This window comes from Clostridioides sp. ES-S-0108-01, assembly GCF_020662285.1.
GTDB lineage: Bacteria > Bacillota > Clostridia > Peptostreptococcales > Peptostreptococcaceae > Clostridioides.
On record NZ_JADGMN010000023.1, the window covers coordinates 1 to 18,560 of the forward strand.

Below are 18,560 nucleotides of genomic sequence, written 5' to 3' on the forward strand. Positions count from 1 at the left end.
GCAGGGGGTCACAGGTTCGAGCCCTGTTGGTCCCACCATTTGCGGCCTGGTAGTTCAGTTGGTTAGAATGCCAGCCTGTCACGCTGGAGGTCGAGGGTTCGAGCCCCTTCCAGGTCGCCAAATTAAATAAGCGGGAATAGTTCAGTGGTAGAGCGCAACCTTGCCAAGGTTGAAGTCGCGAGTTCGAATCTCGTTTCCCGCTCCATAATAATTTGGGTGCATAGCTCAGCTGGATAGAGCAACGCCCTTCTAAGGCGTGTGTCCGGGGTTCGAATCCCTGTGCGCTCATTAAGAAAAGTTTACTATATTTTATAGTAAACTTTTATATTGTTTAAAAAGACACAGGATACATGTATATTACCTGTGTCTTTATCTTTATAAACTTTAAACTATGTAAGAGTTACATTATATTCATTAATATTGTAAAGATATGAAGGGTAATGTATAATAGTCTACAAGAAGTTTATGAAAGCATCAATTGAATGCAATCATAATCATATAAGAATTATATACATTATACTGTATACTTTATAGTATTAATATATTGAAATAATATATGAATTTATTTATAAAGAAATTCATTTCACCTAAATAATAAGTACAAGGAATTATAAAAGAAAATTAGGTACTATAAAGAATTGACAATTTAATGTAATATTTATAAGTTATACTAAATGAATTATTATATTGTGGAATAGATATACGACTTTAAATATTATATGTTATTTTGGTCGTAGAAGAGCTTGTCTAGTTACATATAGATAAGTTTTAGTGATAGTTTATAGTAAGATATTAAAATAAATTTATCTAAACTAGATATAAAATAAATTATTACTCTAATATAAAAATGATTCTAATAGAATAATATTGATGACAAATAATATTTAAATTTTGTAGTTGTTTGTAGTTATAAATAGATTATCGAATTTATAATGATGAATATATATTAAGTAAAGATATATTAAAGATATTTTAGAGCATAAAACTGCATTAAGGCGCGAGTACTATTTTGTATTCGCGCCTTGATGGTTTGAATTATTTAAACAAAAACTAACTTTAATAAAAAAATGTATTTATTAAGTTGATATTTTTAATGTGTTTAGAGATTATTTAACAATCTCTAAACATAAAATTAGAATTATTTACATAAAAGTTAAATAGTTTGTATAGAGTTAGATTTATATAGTATAATACTTAGTGTAAATAATTAAGAAGTTATCAAACAGGAGGATAAAACTGTGTTAGATATAAATTCTTTTTTAAATGGATTTTTTAATATAATATTAAGAATGAGTATATATGATTTAATTGACATATCTATAGTAGCGTATATTTTTTACAAAATATTTATGTTTATAAAAGATACAAGAGCAGAACAAGTGTTTAAAGGAATAATATTTCTTTTATTAGCAACTCAACTTAGTAATACCTTTAAATTGCACACCGTTTATTGGATATCTCTTAAAGCTTTAGATTATGGAGTTATAGCTGCTCTTATAATTTTTCAGCCAGAATTTAGAGCAGGGCTTGAACATATAGGAAGAGCAAAATTTAATTTATTTGGAAAGAATGTAAATACTTCTGAAGAGACTCTTAATAGAAATATAGAAGAAATTGTAGAAGCTTTATATTCACTTTCTAGACAAAAAATAGGAGCTCTTATCATAATGGAGAGAGAAACTAGAATAAGTGATATAATAAATACAGGAACTATTATTGATGCTGAAATTTCTAGACAGCTATTAATAAATATATTTATACCAAATACGCCATTACACGATGGTGCTGTTGTAATTAGAGATTCTAAGGTAAAGGCAGCTGCATGCTTTTTACCATTGACAGAAAGTAAGGACTTAAGTAAAGATTTAGGTACTAGACATAGAGCAGGAATAGGAGTAAGTGAGGTGTCTGACTGTATAACGTTGATTGTATCAGAGGAAACAGGTGGCGTATCAATTGCTAAAGCAGGTAAGTTATATAGAGATATTTCTAGAGAAAGAATGATGAATATATTACGTAGTAATTTAAAAACAAATACAGAAACAAGAAGTTTTTTCAAAGGTGGTATATTTAAATGATAAATAGACTGAAAAATAATACCAAAATAAAAATAATATCATTTTTAAGTGCGATTGCATTATGGATGTATGTTATGGCTGTAGTTGACCCTGAAGAAACTAAAGGGTTTGAAGACATACCTGTATCTATAAGTAATATGAGTGATTTAAAAGATAAAAATCTTGTTATATATCCAGACGAAAAATTAACTGCAGATGTATATATAAAGGGTAGTTTATCAAAGGTGCAAGGTGTTAAAAAAGATGATATACATGTATATGGAACTATTGAAGACCCAATACAAGGACAGAAGGAGGTTTATTTAAAAGCAAATATTCCTCAAGGCGTCACTATAGAATTTAAGCATGATGTTTTAGTAGTAAATCTTGAAAAAAATATAAAAGAAAAAAGAGATATAAAGATAGAAGTAAGTGGGAATTCAAAAAGAAATATAAATAAAATTGAACTTAGTAAGAAGTTTGTCGAAGTATCGGGTCCAAGAACTCTAGTTAAAGAAGTTAAAAGTGTAAGGGCTAATTTAGATGTTGGCAATGAGACGGAGGATTTTTCTAAAAAATTGGAATTAATACCATTAAATAGTGACGGAACTAAAGTTGAAGGTGTAAAATTAAGTTCATCTTTTGTAACTGCAAAAATAGAGTTGTTAAAGGAAAAAACTGTACCAATAAAAGTAAATCTAAATGATAATAAAGATAATGATACATTGAAAAATTATGAATTAAGTAAGGAACAGGTCGCAATAAAAGGTAAAAAGGAAAATATAGACAAAATAAATTATATTAAGACAAAACCTGTTGATTTAGATGATTTAGCTAGTGGAGAAGAAAAAGAAGTAAGCTTAGAAGTACCAGAGGGTATAACTCTTGAGGATAGTTCTATAACAATCAAATTAAATGGGACAAAACAATTGAGTGCAGAGTTTCTATATAATGCAGGAGATATTGAATTAAGGAATACCCCAACAAATATGGATAATCCAAGTATAATTTCTGACGTAGATATAAAAGTTGTTGTAGAATCGACAGAAGATTTGAGTAAGTTAAATAAAAAAGATATTTCATTGTATATTGATTTATCACAAGCTCCTGAGGAAGAAAATAAATATAAAATAAAATATGAAACAACATATCAATTTAAAAAAATAAATATAGAACCTAATATTGTTGAAGTGGAATGAACAAATATTTCGAATATTTAGTTGTTACAAGATGCGGCAAAAAAACCTATAAAATTAAGTTTGTTAATTTTATGTTTTTGTTGCATCTTGTTTATTTTAGTTATATTATAAAATAAGGACAATGAGATATTTGTTAAATCTAAAAAGCACTAGATATATGAAAAAAGACTGATAAATAGATTTAAATAAATATTTTTGAATTAAATATTTCAATTATCACTAGGAAAACGTTGCTGAACGAGTTATAATTTAATTGAGATATAAAAAGTTCTATTTCAAAAAATTCAAGATGAGGTGGAAATGCATGAAAAGCTTTGAAGAAGTAATTAAGTTTGCAAAAGAAAGAGGACCTAAAACTATATCAGTAGCATGTTGCCAAGATAAAGAAGTTTTAATGGCAGTTGAAATGGCTAGAAAAGAAAAAATAGCAAATGCCATTTTAATAGGTGATATAGAAAAGACTAAAGAAATTGCAAAAAGCATAGACATGGATATCGAAAATTATGAAGTGATAGATATAAAAGATTTAGCAGAAGCATCTCTAAAATCTGTTGAATTAGTTTCACAAGGAAAAGCCGACATGGTAATGAAAGGCTTAGTAGACACATCAATAATACTAAAAGCAGTTTTAAACAAAGAAGTAGGTCTTAGAACTGGAAATGTATTAAGTCATGTAGCAGTATTTGATGTAGAGGGATATGACAGATTATTTTTCGTAACTGACGCAGCTATGAACTTAGCTCCTGACACAAATACTAAAAAGCAAATCATAGAAAATGCTTGCACAGTAGCACATTCATTAGATATAAGTGAACCAAAAGTTGCTGCGATATGCGCAAAAGAAAAAGTAAACCCAAAAATGAAAGATACAGTTGAAGCTAAAGAGCTAGAAGAAATGTATGAAAGAGGAGAAATCAAAGGTTGTATGGTTGGTGGACCTTTTGCAATTGATAATGCAGTGTCTTTAGAAGCAGCTAAACATAAAGGTATAAATCATCCTGTAGCAGGAAGAGCTGATATATTGTTAGCTCCAGATATCGAAGGTGGTAACATATTATATAAAGCTTTGGTATTCTTCTCAAAATCAAAAAATGCAGGAGTTATAGTTGGGGCTAAAGCACCAGTAATATTAACTTCTAGAGCAGACAGCGAAGAAACTAAACTTAACTCAATAGCTTTAGGTGTTTTAATGGCAGCAAAGGCTTAATTTTAAGGGGGAAATAGGCAAATGAGCAAAATATTTAAAATCTTAACAATAAATCCTGGTTCGACGTCAACTAAAATAGCTGTATTTGATAATGAGGATTTAGTATTTGAAAAAACTTTAAGACATTCTTCAGAAGAAATAGGAAAATATGAGAAAGTGTCAGACCAATTTGAATTCCGTAAACAAGTGATAGAAAAAGCTCTAAAAGAAGGTGGAATAAAAACATCTGAATTAGATGCTGTAGTAGGTAGAGGAGGACTTCTTAAACCTATAAAAGGTGGTACTTATTTAGTAAGTGCTGCTATGATTGAAGATTTAAAAGTAGGAGTTTTAGGAGAACATGCTTCAAACTTAGGTGGAATAATAGCAAAACAAATAGGTGATGAAGTAAATGTTCCTTCATACATAGTAGACCCTGTTGTTGTGGATGAATTAGAAGATGTTGCTAGAATTTCTGGGATGCCTGAAATAAGTAGAGCAAGTGTAGTGCATGCTTTAAATCAAAAGGCAATAGCAAGAAGATATGCTAGAGAAATAAACAAGAAATATGAAGATATAAATCTTATAGTTGCTCACATGGGTGGCGGAGTTTCTGTTGGAGCCCATAAAAATGGTAGAATAATAGATGTTGCAAACGCATTAGATGGAGAAGGACCTTTCTCTCCAGAAAGAAGTGGTGGATTACCAGTAGGTGCATTAGTAAAAATGTGCTTTAGTGGAGAATATACTCAAGATGAGATTAAAAAGAAAATAAAAGGCAATGGTGGATTAGTTGCATACTTAAATACTAATGATGCTAGAGAAGTTGAAGAAAGAATTGAAGCTGGAGATGAAAAGGCTAAATTAGTATATGAAGCTATGGCATATCAAATATCTAAAGAAATAGGAGCTAGTGCAGCAGTTCTTAAGGGAGATGTAAAAGTAATACTATTAACTGGTGGAATCGCATATTCAAAAATGTTTACAGAAATGATTGCAGATAGAGTTCAATTTATAGCAGATGTAAAAGTTTATCCAGGTGAAGATGAAATGATTGCATTAGCTCAAGGTGGACTTAGAGTTTTAACTGGTGAAGAAGAGGCTCAGGTTTATGATAACTAATGATAAAAGAATAAGAATCATAACTGGTCACTATGGAAGTGGTAAAAGTGAATTTGCGATGAACTATGTTGTTAAATTAAGAGATATGGTTTCTGGCAAAGTTGCTATAGCTGATTTAGATGTGGTAAATGTATACTTTAGAACTAGAGAGAAGAAAGAGCTAATGAAATCTTTAGGTATACAACCAATAGATAGCTCAATCAATGCTCCAACATTAGACTTACCAGCAGTATCAGCGGAGGTAATGTCTCCTATGGTTGATCATTCATACAATTCTGTTATAGATTTAGGTGGAGATAATGTAGGTGCTAGAGTTATAGGAAGATTTAGTCATTTGTTAAAAGAAGGCGACTATGATATGCTTTTTGTAATAAATGCAAATAGGGAGAAAACTCAAACTTCTGAAGAAGTTATCCAATATATAAAGGAAATAGAAAAGTCTTCTAAATTAAAGGTAACAGGTCTGATTAATAATACTCATCTCATTAGATTTACTACTGTTGATGATGTTTTAAGAGGTCAAAAAGTTGCAGAAGAAGTTTCTAAGGAGTGTAATATACCTATAAGATATGTTGCATGTTTAGAAAATCTTGTTGAACAATTACCAAAAGATTTAGAGGGAGAAATTTTTCCTATAAAATTATATATGAGAGAAGACTGGATGTAGTTTGAGCTCAAATATATAGAAAGTTTAAGGAGGCTTAGGTAAATGGCTAAAGGAAAAGTATCTTTTAATCAAGAACGTTGTAAAGGTTGTGGATTATGTGTTGAAGCATGTCCAGTAAAAATCATACAATTAGACTCAAATGTAATAAACAAAAAAGGGTATAACCCAGCAACTGTTTTTGAAATGGAAAAATGCGTAGGATGTGCAAGTTGTGCAACTATGTGTCCAGATGTAGTTATAACAGTAGAAAGAGATTAATTTAATTAATATTTAAGGGGGAATTTTAATGGCTAAGATACTTATGAAAGGTAACGAAGCGTTTGGAAAAGCAGCTATAGAAGCTGGTTGCAAATATTTCTTCGGTTACCCAATAACTCCACAAAGTGAATTACCAGAATATTTATCAAGAGAGTTACCTAAAATAGGTGGAGCGTTCGTTCAAGCTGAATCAGAAGTTTCTGCGATAAACATGGTTTATGGTGGAGCAGGTGCAGGAGCAAGAGTTATGACTTCTTCATCTTCACCAGGAGTTGCTTTAAAACAAGAAGGTATAACATATGCAGTTGGAGCAGAAGTTCCTTGCGTTGTACTTAACGTAATGAGAGGTGGTCCAGGACTTGGAAGTATACAACCTTCACAAGCTGATTACTTCATGTCTACAAGAGGTGGAGGAAATGGAGACTACAGAACTCCAGTATTCGCACCAGCTACAGTTCAAGAAGCTGTTGATATGATAATGGAAGCTTTTGATGTTGCAGATTATTACAGATCACCAGTTATGGTAGTTGCAGATGGTATGATAGGTCAAATGATGGAGCCAGTTGAATTTAGAGCTCCTGAGAAGAAAAGAGAATTGCCTCCTAAAGATTGGGCAACTGTTGGAACTAAAGGAAAAAGAAAACCTAATGTAATAAACTCTCTATACTTAGAGCCAGAAGTATTAGAAGACCACTGCTGGCATTTACAAGAAAAATTTGAAGCAATGGAAAAAAATGAAGTACAATACGAAATGTACAAAACAGAAGATGCTGAATTTGTATTTGCAGCTTATGGAACTACTTCAAGAGTAGTAAAAAGCGCAATTGATATATTAAGAGAAGAAGGAATAAAAGCAGGTCTTATAAGACCTAAAGTATTATGGCCATTCCCATTTGAAGCATTTGACCAAATTCCTAATGCTAGAAACATATTAACTGTTGAAATGAGTATGGGACAAATGGTGGAAGATGTTAAAATGGCAGTAGAAGGTAAATTACCAGTTTACTTCCATGGAAGACCAGGAGGAATGACTCCAACACCAGCAGAAATAGTTGAAAAAGCTAAAAAAATTATTGCCGGAGAATTGGTTGCAGGAGGTGCTAGATAATGGCTGTTGTATTTAAGAAAACTGAAGGATTACAAGATACTCAAACTCACTACTGTCCAGGATGTACACATGGTATAATCCATAGATTAGTTGGTGAAGTATTAGAAGAGCTAGGAGTATTAGGTGATGCTGTAGGTGTTGTTCCAGTTGGATGTTCAGTTTTAGGATATAAATATTTTAACTGTGACACTCAAGAAGCTGCTCATGGTAGAGCACCAGCTGCTGCTACAGGAATAAAAAGAGTTCATCCTGAAAATACAGTATTCACTTATCAAGGTGATGGAGACTTAGCTTCAATTGGTACTGCTGAAATAGTTCATGCAGCTGCTAGAGGAGAAAAAATAACTACTATATTTGTAAACAATACAACATATGGTATGACTGGTGGGCAAATGGCTCCAACTACGTTAGTTGGACAAAGAGCTACTACTGCTCAATCAGGAAGAAATGCTGAAACTCAAGGTTATCCAATAAGAGTAAGCGAAATGTTAGCTACATTAACAGGAGCTGTATTTGTAGAAAGAGTAGCAGTTGATACTCCAGCTCATGTTAGACAAGCTAAAAAAGCTATAAAGAAAGCATTCCAAGTTCAACAAGCGGGATTAGGATTTGGAATAGTAGAAGTATTATCTACTTGTCCTACAAACTGGGGACTAGCTCCAAACGATGCTTTACAATGGTTAAGAGACAATATGATACCATACTATCCATTAGGAAATTTCAAAAATGTTGAAGTTGAGGAGGTGAAGTAAATGTCTACAGCTAGAGTAATATGTGCAGGCTTCGGAGGCCAAGGTGTTATGTCTATGGGGCAATTACTTACTTATGCAGGAATGCTAGAAGGAAAAGAAGTTTCTTGGTTACCATCTTATGGACCAGAAATGCGTGGAGGTACAGCAAACTGTGCAGTAACTGTATCTAGTGAGCCAGTTGGTTCTCCACTTATAACAGATGATGCAACTGCAGCTATATTATTAAATATACCAGCATTTGAAAAATTCAAAGATGATGTTATTCCTGGTGGAAAAATAATAGTAAATAGCTCTTTAATAAAAGAAAAAGTTGAAAGAACAGATGTAGATGTTTATTATATACCAGCAAATGAATTAGCAGCTGAGTTAGGAAATGATAAAGTTGCTAATATGATAATGTTAGGTGCTTACTTAAAAGTAGCTGATACTGTAGATATAGAATCTGTATTAGAAGCATTTAAAAAAGTTTTCGGACCTAGAAAAGAAAAATTCGTTCCATTAAACAGAGAAGCGCTACAAAAAGGTATGGATGCTGCATGTTCTAAAGCAACTAACTAATAAAGAAAAAAGATGTCAAAAAAAAGACAATAGAATTATTTCTATTGTCTTTTTTGCTGAGAAGTATTAAAATGTTTTTATGACTGAAATTAAGAATATAATGAGATTTTATGGATTATAAAAGTATTATACAAATTACAAGCTTTTCAATTATGAGAGGAGAATCTTTAGTGAGAAAGTATTTTGGAACAGATGGAGTTAGAGGAGTAGCAAATACAGAATTAACATGTGATTTAGCATATAAACTTGGTAGAGCTGGTGGCTTTGTTTTAGCACAAGGAGACCATAGGGTAAAAGTAGTAGTAGGTAAAGATACTAGAATATCAGGAGATATGTTAGAGGCATCTTTAATAGCAGGGCTTATGTCTGTTGGATGTGATGTTATTACTGTTGGAATAATACCAACACCTGCAGTGGCATATTTAACTAGAAAATATGGTGCTGATTGTGGTGTGGTTATATCTGCATCTCACAACCCTGTTGAATATAATGGAATCAAATTTTTTAATAAAAATGGATATAAATTAGATGATGAAATCGAGTTAAAAATAGAAGAATATATAGATGATATAGATAAAGTAGATTGTCTTCCTGTTGGAGAAAATGTAGGAAGAAAATTACATGAACATTGCGCACAAAGAGATTATGTAGATTATTTAAAATCAATAATTAGCACTGATTTTGAAGGATTAAAAGTAGTGTTGGATTGTGCTAATGGTGCATCATATAAAGTAGCACCAATAGTATTTGATGAATTAGGAGCAAGTGTAATTTCAATAAATAGTTTACCAGATGGAAATAATATAAACTATAAATGTGGTTCTACGCATCCAGAACAACTTCAAAAAGCTGTTTTAGAACATAATGCTGACTTAGGTCTTGCATATGATGGAGATGCTGATAGATTAATTGCAGTAAATGAAAAGGGTCAAATTGTTGATGGAGACCATATAATGATATTGAGCGCTTTAAATCTAAAGAAAAATAATAAATTAGCACAAGATACTTTAGTAGTTACAGTTATGAGTAACATAGGGCTAACAATAGCTGCTAAAGAAAATGGAATAAATTTATCTACTACAGCAGTAGGAGATAGATATGTTTTAGAAGATATGGTCAAGAATGGATATAATCTTGGTGGAGAGCAGTCTGGACATATGATATTTTTAGATTACAATACTACTGGAGATGGTGTGCTTAGCTCTCTAGTACTTGCAAATATAATTTTGCAAGAAAAAAAATCTTTATCAGAACTTGCATCAATAATGAGTAAATATCCACAAGTATTACTGAATGCAACAATAAAAAATGAAAATAAGAACAAATATATGGAATATCCAGAAATAAAAACTGAGATAGAAAGAATAGAATCTATTTTAGATGGAAATGGTAGAGTTTTGATAAGACCATCAGGAACTGAACCATTAGTTAGAGTTATGTTAGAGGGTAAAGAGGAAGGTCAAATAAAAGAATTAGCAACAAATTTAGCTAATCTTATACAAGAAAAATTATCGTAATTTATAAGGGTATTCTCAGATATAAACACTGAGGACACCTTTCTAAGCGCCAGAACTTAGTTATAGACATAATTATTAAGTAATATAGGAACTAAGTTGACGAGGTCAGAGTTAATCGAATTGTCGGCGGATGCTCTGCGGTGTGTTTACCATCGAAAGACTTCTTTAAATAATAGGAGTAATCCTATGGACAAAGGGAAGCCAAAGTAAACTTATATGACCTAACTCTTAAAATATATAAATAATATTTTTAGGAGGACACAAATAATGTGTGGAATAGTTGGATATTTAGGAAGTAGAAAGGCAGCAGAAGTTATAGTAGAAGGGCTTTCTAAGCTAGAGTACAGAGGTTATGACTCAGCAGGAGTAGCAGTTAATAGTTCTAATGGAGAAGAACTTAATATTAGAAAATTTAAAGGTAGACTTTCTGTACTGGCAGAAGATTTAGAAAAGAATCCTATTGATGGAAATTTAGGGATAGGGCATACAAGATGGGCAACTCATGGAGAACCATCTGATGTAAACTCACATCCTCATTTTAATCAAGCTAAAACAATAGCAGTTGTTCATAATGGGATAATAGAAAACTATATGGAAATAAAAGAAGAATTACTTTCTGAAGGTGTTAAGTTTGAATCTCAAACAGATACAGAAGTAATAGCACATTTAGTAGATAAATACTATGAGGGTAATTTATTAGATGCTGTATACAAAACTATATCGAAATTAAGAGGAGCTTATGCATTAGGTGTTATATGTAAAGAACACGAAAATGAATTAGTTGCAGTAAGAAAAGATAGTCCTCTTGTAGTTGGTGTTGGTGATGGTGAAAACTTTGTAGCATCAGATATACCTGCCTTATTAAAATATACTAGAGATGTTTATTTCTTAGAAAATGGAGAAGTAGTTCATCTAAAAGACGAAAATGTAACAGTTTATGATTCTAATAGAAATCTTGTGGAAAAAGAAGTATTTCATGTAACTTGGGATGTAGAAGCTGCATCTAAAGGTGGATATGATTACTTTATGTCAAAAGAAATTCATGAGCAACCAGCAGGTGTCAGAGAAACTTTAGAAAGAAGACTTGATGATAATGGAAGCATAGTTTTAGATAGTATAAATATTTCTAAAGAAGATTTAGATAAAATAAATAAAGTTTATATAGTAGCTTGTGGAACAGCATATAATGCTGGATTACTTGGTAAGTATGCTATAGAAAAATTTGTAAATATACCAGTAATAACTGATATAGCGTCAGAATTTAGATATAGTGACCCATTTGTAGATGAAAATTCATTAGTAATATTAGTTAGTCAGTCTGGTGAGACAGCAGATACTCTAGCAGTATTAAGGGATTCAAAGGCTAAAGGAGCAAGAATACTTTCAATAACTAATGTTGTAGGTTCATCTATAGCAAGAGAATCAGATGATGTATTCTATACTTGGGCAGGACCTGAAGTAGCAGTTGCATCGACTAAAGCATATACTACTCAAATAACTTCTTTATATATGATAGCTTTAGACTTTGCTATTAAAAAAGGAACAATAACTAGAGAATTTTATGATAGTATGATTTCTAAGATGAAAGAAATACCATCAAAAATACAAGAAATACTAGACAATGAAGAATATATAAAAGAAATTGCTAAAACAGTTGTTAGTTCTGACCATGCATTTTATTTAGGAAGAGGTATAGATTATAGCTTGGCAATGGAAGGTTCATTGAAATTAAAAGAGATTTCATATATACATGCAGAAGCTTTTGCAGCAGGGGAGTTAAAGCATGGAACAATAGCTCTAATAGAAAAAGGAACTCCTGTAATTGCAATAGCTACTCAAGAGAAATTATTTGAAAAAATGGTTTCTAATATGGAAGAAGTAAGAGCAAGAGGGGCTTATGTGGTAGCAATTGCTCAAATCCATAATAAAGATGTTGAGAAAGCTGCTGATAAAATAATCTATATACCAAATTCAGACGATATTTTATCACCTATATTAGCTGTTGTACCAATGCAGTTACTTGCTTACCATGTTTCTGTATTAAGAGGTTGCGATGTTGATAAGCCAAGAAATCTAGCAAAGTCAGTAACAGTTGAGTAAAAACAGATTAAAAATTAAATAGATAATATTTATTGAAAAGAACTCATCCTATTATTTGTATTTTATAGGATGAGCTTTTTTAATAAGTATTAAATCTGTTTTGTTTTTGCTATAATAAATCTTATAAAAAGATTGAGATTAAAGCATTTGTAAGAATAATAAATATATATAGTCCATATCAGATATAGGGAATAATAAATATATATAGTCTATATCAAGTATAAGGAATAATAAAGGATTATGAGAAAGATTAGAACACATAATATATTGTAACCTTGTTAGAAGATAATTTAAGCAGTTTAAAAGAAAAAATATAAGGAACTATTTATAAAAGAATATAATGAAGTTAATCGGTTATAAGAAAATTATTTTATCTTAGTGAAATACTTTTAAATAAAAAAATTTTTGTAAATGGGAGTATAGATTATGGCATATGATTTTAAAAAAGAAAAGAAAGAAGATTATTTTGTTAATCTTAAGGCAATATCTACTGAAGTTTTACAAGAAAAAGTTCAAGATAATTCTTGGATTATAGTTGATACTCGCTTAAATGACGCGTATAATGGCTGGAAATTAGATGGAGTAAAAAGAGGTGGACATATAAAAGGAGCAGTAGATTTTTCTGCTAATTGGTTAAGTGTATATTCAGATAAAAAAGATGAAGTACTAGAACAAGCACTGAAAATTAAAAAAATTGATTTAGATAAAAATATAGTATTATATGATGCAAATGGAAAAGATGCTTTGATTGTAGCAGATTATTTATCTAAAAAAGGATATAAAAATCTATATAAATATGATATTAAACAATGGGCAGAGAACGAAAATCTTCCAATGGAAAGATATAAAAATTATCAAATGATAGTTCCTGCTTTTATAATAAAAGATATATTGGATGGAAAAACGCCTGAGACATTTGAAAATTCCAAGAATATAAAAATGATTGAAGCAAGCTGGGGAGAAGAAGAAGAATCGTATACAAAAGGGCATATACCTACAAGTGTTCATGTAAATACCGATATTATAGAACCTCCTCCAACATGGATGCTTGATAATGATGATAACTTAACTAAGTTTGCTTTAGACTATGGATTCACAAAGGATGATACCGTGATAGTTTCAAGTAGTGCATCTATGGCTTCTTATAGATTAGCTGTTATATTGAGGTATATAGGAGTAAAAGATGTAAGAGTTTTGAATGGTGGAATAAATTCATGGTTATCAGCAGGATACGAATTAGAATTTACTAGTAATCCAAAGAATTCATGTACTAATTTTGGAGCAGATATACCAGTTAACTCACAATTAGTTGTTACCACATCTGAATTAAAGCAAAAACTAAAAGACAAAAATAAGTTTATACTAGTAGATAACCGTACTTGGGATGAACATATAGGCAAAGTATCTGGATATACATATTATGATAAAAAAGGGCGTATACCAGGAGCTTTATATGGACATTCAGGCAGTGATAGTGTTTCACTAGAAGAATATCGTAATATTGATAATACAATGAGAAATAAATATGAGATTTTAGAAATGTGGAATAAAGAAAATATAGATGTAAATAAACAGCTTATATTTATGTGTGGAAGTGGATGGCGTGCTGCTGAGGTATTAACATATGCAAATGTCATAGGAGTTGAGGAGACTTCTCTTTATAGTGATGGATGGATGGGCTGGAGTCTTGATAGTTCAAATCTAATTGAAGTGGGAGAACACAAATAGAGTCTTTGAAATTACAACAGCATTATTTAATACAAAGGTATATTCATTTTATTAAGTTGAATATACCTTTATTATGTTTTAAAATATAAAAGTAGTTAGAATATGATTACATAAGTACAACTTATTTAAACATATTATTAGCAACATAGAATTATAAATTTATTTATATTATGAGGTGTGAGATATGATTAGCAAAGACGAAAAAGTAAAGTTGAAAGCGGAAGGTATATTGGCTCAAAGTCAGGAAGGATATTTCTCAATAAGAATATTAAGTAGAGCTGGGAACTTTACAGCAGAACAGCTTATCAACTTATCAAAATTATCTGAAAAATATGGTAGAGGTTATTTAGGTGTTACAACTAGATTAGCTGTTGAAATACCATGGATAAAGTATGAAGATATAGATTCAATAAAAGAAGATTTAAAAGCAGCGGGTTTAAAATATGGTGGTACAGGAAAAAAAGTAAGACCACTAGTTGCGTGCAAAGGCACTGTATGTCAACATGGAATATATGATACACAAAAACTATGTGGAAAGTTACATGATTTATATTTTGGGTGCGATTTGCCATCTAAGACTAAGATTACTTTAGTTGGATGTCCAAACAATTGTGCAAAGGCTAATACTAATGATGTGGGTATTGTAGGACAAGCATATGTAAAATTTAATGAAGATAAATGTAAGAATTGTGGATTATGTACATCATCATGTAGACAAAAATCAGTTTATATGGAAAATAAAAAATTAGTATGGAGTAAAGATGAGTGTGTAAATTGTGGAAAGTGTGCTCAAGTATGTCCATTTGGAGCTATGGAAATTGATAAAAAAGGATTAGCTGTTTATCTTGGTGGTAGAATGGGAAGAGGTTATAGATTTGGAGATAGACTTAGTAATTTATATACAGAAGAGAATATAGAAGAATTAGTACAAGATGTGTTTAATACATATAAAAAATTAGCAAGTCCAGGAGAAAGAATAAGTAAAGTATTAGAGAGAATAGGTATTGAAGAGTTTGAAAGACATTTAATTGATATAAAATGTAAAAATGTATAAAAATACATATTGAGAAAGTATATCTCTCTTAAATTTGTTAATAATTCTGTTATACAGAAAAACATATTTAAGGGGGATTTTTTATTATGAAAAGAATAAAATTAGCCATAAGCTTTCTTATATTGATGATTATAGGAATGACAATATCTTATGCAGATACAAGTATAAATACTAGATATAATAGATTAACTAATGCTCTTGAAATTTCAGAAGCAGATTTTAAATTTTATAATGTTAAAATTAATTCTGTTATAAATTATAATTTATCAAATAAAGAGTTTCATAATATTTTTATAGAAATAATTAACAATCTAAAGTTAGATAAAAAAGGAATAAATTGGAATCAAAAAGGGTCTGGCGATAAAATACAATTATGTGCTACTATAAAAGGTAGCGATAAAGAAATTTCTATAAAAGGAATAAATAAAAATAATAAAGAAAGTTACATAATAGTTGACATATTGGACAACAAAGTATATAAACATAAAGAGGATATTTATAGTAACGTAGAAAATGTGTTAAATAAATATTCATCTCAAGTAGATGTGTCTGCTTGTATTGTTGGAGAATACACAAAAAGGTTACAAAACAACAAATATGATGATATTTTACAAAAAATATTATATAATATGAGTGCTAAGCAAATAGATAAAGTGAAAGACGTAAACTTTTTATCTATAACAGCATATAGTAAAGTATTAAATGATGATGATTTAGAATATTTAGGGGAAAAAATTAATTTAAATATAGGAATTAAATATAATGAGGATGACGAAAAAACACTCATATATATTGCCACACCAATTATAAAATTAGATTATTAATTATGAGGAGATCAAAAAATATGGCTAAGATAATAGTAAAAAAGAGTAATCCACTTAAAGGTAGTGTTAAAATAGATGGTGCAAAAAATGCAGTTTTACCAATAATAGCAGCGACTTTATTAGCAAACGGAAAATCAACATTAAATGGAGTACCAAATTTAAGAGATGTTCATGTTATATCAGATTTATTGAGACATATAGGAGCAGAAGTTGAATATAAGGAAAATACACTTACTGTTGATGCAAGTGATATAAAAACTTGTGAAGCTCCATATGAGCTTGTAAGAAAGATGAGAGCTTCTTTTTTGGTTATGGGGCCATTACTTGCTAGATTTAATAGTACGAAAATTTCTATGCCAGGAGGATGTGCTATAGGAACAAGACCTATAGATTTACATCTAAAAGGATTTAAAGCTTTAGGTGCAAAGATAGAGATGGACCATGGTTTTGTTGAAGCAGCAACAGAAAAATTAGTAGGAAATAAATTGTATCTAGATTTTCCATCTGTTGGAGCAACTGAAAATATAATGATGGCAGCTTCTTTAGCAGAAGGGACTACAATAATAGAAAATGCAGCAGAAGAGCCAGAAATAGTAGATTTAGCAAACTTCTTGAACGAAATGGGAGCAGATGTTAAAGGTGCAGGTACTAATACTATAAAGATAAAAGGTGTTAAAGAGCTAAAAGGAGCAGAACATAATGTAATTCCAGACAGAATAGAAGCAGCAACTTATATGGTTGCAGCAGCTATGACAAAAGGCGATATAACTGTTGAAAATGTTTTAATGGAGCATTTAAAACCAGTTGTAGCTAAATTAAGAGAAGCTGGTTGTGAAATTACAGAAATGGACAATTCTGTAAGAGTTGTAGGTCCAAAGGTATTAAAACCAATAGATATAAAAACTTTACCACATCCGGGCTTTCCTACAGATGTTCAAGCACAATTTATGGCTATGCTTACTGTAGCTAATGGAACTGGTGTAGTTATAGAAACTGTTTTTGAAAACAGATTTATGCATGTTGCTGAGTTCAATAGAATGGGTGCTAATATAAAAATAGATGGAAGAAGTGCGGTTGTTAATGGTGTAGATGAGCTACATGGTGCAGCAGTAAACGCTACTGATTTAAGAGCTGGAGCAGCCCTTATTTTATGCGGTCTTATAGCAGAAGGAGAAACTCAAATAGGAGAAATATACCATATTCAAAGAGGTTATGTTGATATAGATAAGAAGATAACAGCATTAGGTGGTCAAATCGAAATAGTAGAAGATTAATAATTGGTTTATATAAGAAAGTTATAAATTAATAGGGTTGTTCATATACTTAAATACAAGGTTTTAAAAGCTAAGGAGGAGAGTATATGAAGAACCCATTGGTTGTTTTGTTAGGATTTGTGACTTGCTCTGTGTTAGTTCCATCACTTATAACTTTAGTGTCTTATAAAAATGTGGAGTTAACTGAAAAACCAGAGAAATCAATATCTATAAACAAAACTATTAAAAAAAGTGATATTAAGGATAACAGTAATAAAGAAGAAAAAAACATGATGAACTATGAAACTGTAAATAAAAAAGCACCAATTATCAATGTGTATAATCATATAACAGGGAAAACTGAAAAAATGGACATGGAGAACTATTTATGTGGAGTACTAGCTGGTGAGATGTCTTCAGAGTTTGATATAGAAGCTTTAAAAGCTCAATCTATAGCAGCTAGAACATATGTAGTATATAAACAGGAACATAGTAAATCAAGCAAACATAAAAATGCAGTAGTATGTACTGATTATAAACATTGTCAAGAATATAAGAGTTATGATACTCTTAAAAAGCTAAATGGTGAAGAATGGATTAAGAATAAATATTCTAAAATCAAAGATGCAGTTAGAGGAACTAAAGGTCAAATAATAACTTATAATGATAAGGCAATACTTCCTCTTTATTTTTCTACATCTTCAGGAAAAACAGAAAATAGTGAAGAAGTATTTTCTGCAAAATATCCTTATCTAAAGTCTGTGGAAAGTCCTTATGATAAGTATTCACCTAAATTTGCATCAACACTTAAAATAAGTAACACAGATTTTGTTAAAAGTCTTAGAAGAGCATATAGCACTATTGTGATAGATGTTAATAATTTAAGTAAACAAGTCTCAATAACTAAAAGAAGTGATGCTGGAACTGTAGAAAAAATAAAATTAGGAAATAAAGAATTGACTGGAAAAGACATTAGAACTGTTTTTAAGTTGAACTCTGCAAACTTTGACATAAAATTTGGAGAAGGATACATAGATTTTGTGGTAAAAGGATATGGTCATGGTGTTGGCATGAGCCAGTGGGGAGCAGAAGGAATGGCAGAAGAGGGCTATAAATATCATGATATATTATCACATTATTACACCGATACAAAAATAAAAGATATATACTAATAATT

16 protein-coding genes and 3 tRNA genes are annotated in these 18,560 nt (G+C 30.6%); all 19 read left to right on the plus strand.

Annotated elements, in window-relative coordinates; translation table 11 throughout:
• Positions 1–43: 43 nt before the first annotated feature.
• The 19 genes from IR152_RS16375 (at position 44) to spoIID (ending at position 18,555) form a co-directional block, all read left to right on the plus strand.
• Positions 44–120 (plus strand) — tRNA-Asp (locus tag IR152_RS16375).
• 10 nt (positions 121–130) lie between these two features.
• Positions 131–205, plus strand: a tRNA-Gly gene (locus tag IR152_RS16380).
• Positions 206–214: 9 nt separating this feature from the next.
• Positions 215–288 (plus strand) — tRNA-Arg (locus IR152_RS16385).
• A gap of 950 nt (positions 289–1,238) precedes the next feature.
• Positions 1,239–2,078 carry a diadenylate cyclase CdaA gene (cdaA, locus tag IR152_RS16390; RefSeq protein WP_003420697.1) on the plus strand — a complete coding sequence of 280 codons (840 nt, stop codon included), beginning with the start codon at positions 1,239–1,241 and terminating at the stop codon, positions 2,076–2,078.
• Positions 2,075–3,256 (plus strand): YbbR-like domain-containing protein, encoded by a 1,182-nt coding sequence (locus IR152_RS16395; protein WP_227452979.1) that lies wholly within the window; start codon positions 2,075–2,077, stop codon positions 3,254–3,256. Before cdaA ends, IR152_RS16395 begins: the two co-directional genes overlap by 4 nt.
• A 304-nt stretch (positions 3,257–3,560) precedes the next feature.
• Positions 3,561–4,463, plus strand: coding sequence for a phosphate butyryltransferase (ptb, locus tag IR152_RS16400; protein WP_227452980.1), 903 nt, complete (start codon positions 3,561–3,563; stop codon positions 4,461–4,463).
• Positions 4,464–4,484: 21 nt separating this feature from the next.
• Positions 4,485–5,564, plus strand: a complete 1,080-nt coding sequence (buk, locus tag IR152_RS16405) for a butyrate kinase (protein WP_227452981.1) — start codon at positions 4,485–4,487, stop codon at positions 5,562–5,564.
• Positions 5,554–6,231: an ATP-binding protein gene (locus IR152_RS16410; protein WP_227452982.1), complete on the plus strand. Its 678-nt coding sequence runs from the start codon at positions 5,554–5,556 to the stop codon at positions 6,229–6,231. Before buk ends, IR152_RS16410 begins: the two co-directional genes overlap by 11 nt.
• 42 nt (positions 6,232–6,273) lie before the next feature.
• Positions 6,274–6,489 carry a 4Fe-4S binding protein gene (locus IR152_RS16415; protein ID WP_227452983.1) on the plus strand — a complete coding sequence of 72 codons (216 nt, stop codon included), beginning with the start codon at positions 6,274–6,276 and terminating at the stop codon, positions 6,487–6,489.
• 28 nt (positions 6,490–6,517) lie between these two features.
• A complete protein-coding gene (locus IR152_RS16420; protein ID WP_227452984.1) occupies positions 6,518–7,597 on the plus strand; it encodes a 3-methyl-2-oxobutanoate dehydrogenase subunit VorB in 1,080 nt (359 codons plus the stop codon).
• Positions 7,597–8,349: a thiamine pyrophosphate-dependent enzyme gene (locus tag IR152_RS16425; protein ID WP_003420710.1), complete on the plus strand. Its 753-nt coding sequence runs from the start codon at positions 7,597–7,599 to the stop codon at positions 8,347–8,349. The genes IR152_RS16420 and IR152_RS16425 overlap by 1 nt, the downstream gene beginning before the upstream one ends.
• Positions 8,350–8,907 (plus strand): 2-oxoacid:acceptor oxidoreductase family protein, encoded by a 558-nt coding sequence (locus IR152_RS16430; RefSeq protein ID WP_227452985.1) that lies wholly within the window; start codon positions 8,350–8,352, stop codon positions 8,905–8,907. It abuts the gene before it with no gap.
• 170 nt (positions 8,908–9,077) lie between these two features.
• Positions 9,078–10,424: a phosphoglucosamine mutase gene (gene glmM, locus IR152_RS16435; protein ID WP_227452986.1), complete on the plus strand. Its 1,347-nt coding sequence runs from the start codon at positions 9,078–9,080 to the stop codon at positions 10,422–10,424.
• Positions 10,425–10,691: 267 nt separating this feature from the next.
• Positions 10,692–12,524, plus strand: coding sequence for a glutamine--fructose-6-phosphate transaminase (isomerizing) (gene glmS / locus IR152_RS16440; RefSeq protein ID WP_227452987.1), 1,833 nt, complete (start codon positions 10,692–10,694; stop codon positions 12,522–12,524).
• Between the two features lie 426 nt (positions 12,525–12,950).
• Positions 12,951–14,252, plus strand: a complete 1,302-nt coding sequence (locus IR152_RS16445) for a rhodanese-like domain-containing protein (RefSeq protein ID WP_227452988.1) — start codon at positions 12,951–12,953, stop codon at positions 14,250–14,252.
• Positions 14,253–14,436: 184 nt separating this feature from the next.
• Positions 14,437–15,306, plus strand: coding sequence for a 4Fe-4S binding protein (locus IR152_RS16450; RefSeq protein ID WP_227452989.1), 870 nt, complete (start codon positions 14,437–14,439; stop codon positions 15,304–15,306).
• An 86-nt stretch (positions 15,307–15,392) separates the two neighbouring features.
• Entirely contained in the window at positions 15,393–16,130 is a 738-nt protein-coding gene (locus IR152_RS16455; RefSeq protein ID WP_227452990.1) for a YwmB family TATA-box binding protein, read from the plus strand.
• A gap of 20 nt (positions 16,131–16,150) precedes the next feature.
• A complete protein-coding gene (murA, locus tag IR152_RS16460) occupies positions 16,151–17,404 on the plus strand; it encodes a UDP-N-acetylglucosamine 1-carboxyvinyltransferase (RefSeq protein WP_227452991.1) in 1,254 nt (417 codons plus the stop codon).
• Between the two features lie 86 nt (positions 17,405–17,490).
• Positions 17,491–18,555 carry a stage II sporulation protein D gene (gene spoIID, locus IR152_RS16465; protein ID WP_227452992.1) on the plus strand — a complete coding sequence of 355 codons (1,065 nt, stop codon included), beginning with the start codon at positions 17,491–17,493 and terminating at the stop codon, positions 18,553–18,555.
• The last annotated feature ends 5 nt before the right edge of the window (positions 18,556–18,560 follow it).

Excerpts from the sequence above, each read along its gene's own strand:
- glmS (WP_227452987.1), top strand. The coding sequence starts at position 10,692 with ATGTGTGGAATAGTTGGATATTTAGGAAGTAGAAAGGCAGCAGAAGTT.
- IR152_RS16420 (WP_227452984.1), top strand. The coding sequence starts at position 6,518 with ATGGCTAAGATACTTATGAAAGGTAACGAAGCGTTTGGAAAAGCAGCT.
- IR152_RS16415 (WP_227452983.1), top strand. The coding sequence starts at position 6,274 with ATGGCTAAAGGAAAAGTATCTTTTAATCAAGAACGTTGTAAAGGTTGT.
- spoIID (WP_227452992.1), top strand. The coding sequence starts at position 17,491 with ATGAAGAACCCATTGGTTGTTTTGTTAGGATTTGTGACTTGCTCTGTG.
- IR152_RS16410 (WP_227452982.1), top strand. The coding sequence starts at position 5,554 with ATGATAACTAATGATAAAAGAATAAGAATCATAACTGGTCACTATGGA.
- IR152_RS16425 (WP_003420710.1), top strand. The coding sequence starts at position 7,597 with ATGGCTGTTGTATTTAAGAAAACTGAAGGATTACAAGATACTCAAACT.
- murA (WP_227452991.1), top strand. The coding sequence starts at position 16,151 with ATGGCTAAGATAATAGTAAAAAAGAGTAATCCACTTAAAGGTAGTGTT.
- IR152_RS16430 (WP_227452985.1), top strand. The coding sequence starts at position 8,350 with ATGTCTACAGCTAGAGTAATATGTGCAGGCTTCGGAGGCCAAGGTGTT.
- buk (WP_227452981.1), top strand. The coding sequence starts at position 4,485 with ATGAGCAAAATATTTAAAATCTTAACAATAAATCCTGGTTCGACGTCA.
- IR152_RS16445 (WP_227452988.1), top strand. The coding sequence starts at position 12,951 with ATGGCATATGATTTTAAAAAAGAAAAGAAAGAAGATTATTTTGTTAAT.
- IR152_RS16455 (WP_227452990.1), top strand. The coding sequence starts at position 15,393 with ATGAAAAGAATAAAATTAGCCATAAGCTTTCTTATATTGATGATTATA.
- IR152_RS16395 (WP_227452979.1), top strand. The coding sequence starts at position 2,075 with ATGATAAATAGACTGAAAAATAATACCAAAATAAAAATAATATCATTT.
- IR152_RS16450 (WP_227452989.1), top strand. The coding sequence starts at position 14,437 with ATGATTAGCAAAGACGAAAAAGTAAAGTTGAAAGCGGAAGGTATATTG.
- ptb (WP_227452980.1), top strand. The coding sequence starts at position 3,561 with ATGAAAAGCTTTGAAGAAGTAATTAAGTTTGCAAAAGAAAGAGGACCT.